This is a genomic window from Aeromonas sp. QDB62, from assembly GCF_027705695.1.
GTDB lineage: Bacteria > Pseudomonadota > Gammaproteobacteria > Enterobacterales > Aeromonadaceae > Aeromonas > Aeromonas allosaccharophila.
The window spans coordinates 1-699 of record NZ_JAPDCD010000141.1; the positions used below are offsets into that span (position 1 = coordinate 1).

1 protein-coding gene is annotated in these 699 nt (G+C 49.2%); it reads left to right on the forward strand.

Going from position 1 to position 699, the window contains the following annotated elements; all coding sequences use genetic code 11:
- On the forward strand, positions 1 to 685 hold a 685-nt coding region (locus OKC27_RS22800), incomplete at its 5' end, for an IS982 family transposase (RefSeq protein ID WP_270806758.1).
- Positions 686 to 699 lie beyond the last annotated feature (14 nt).

A 699-nucleotide genomic window follows, 5' to 3' on the forward strand; every position in this document is an offset into this window, starting at 1 on the left:
GCTCCGGCGCTATCACATGCAGGATTTTCCTCAATTGCTCAGTTACACCCGGTTCCTCGAGATGATGCCATCCGTATTGGTCCCGCTCTGTGCCTATTTCACCCAGCTGAAGGCAACCCCAACCGGGATAGAATTTGTTGATTCGACCAGCATCAAGGTCTGTCATAACCTGCGGATTCCCCGGCACAAGGTATTCGATGGTGTCGCAAAGCGAGGCAAGGGAACAATGGGCTGGTTTTATGGATTCAAATTACACCTCATTGTGAATCACATGGGCGGACTGGTTGCCGCCAAGCTGACACCAGCAAATGTCGATGACCGGGCACCGGTCAGGGAATTAGCAGCCTGTTTACCGGACCGGTTATACGGCGATAAAGGATATATCAGTCAAGCGTTATCAGATGAGCTGGCAGCCAAGGGAGTGACATTGATAACGGGGCACCGTAAGAATATGAAACCAAAGGTCCATTCGCTTTTTGACAGGGCAATGCTATCCAAAAGGTTCATCATTGAAACAATCAATGACCAGCTGAAAAACATCTCGCAGATAGAGCATTCACGGCACAGGAGTATGCATGGATTTATGTTGAATCTGCTTGGAGGGCTGATCGCGTACTGCCACAAAGACAACAAGCCAGCCTTGAATCTTACATCCGAAGAGCAAGCCGTGATAATGCTGGCTTAAACCGATCTCAGGTT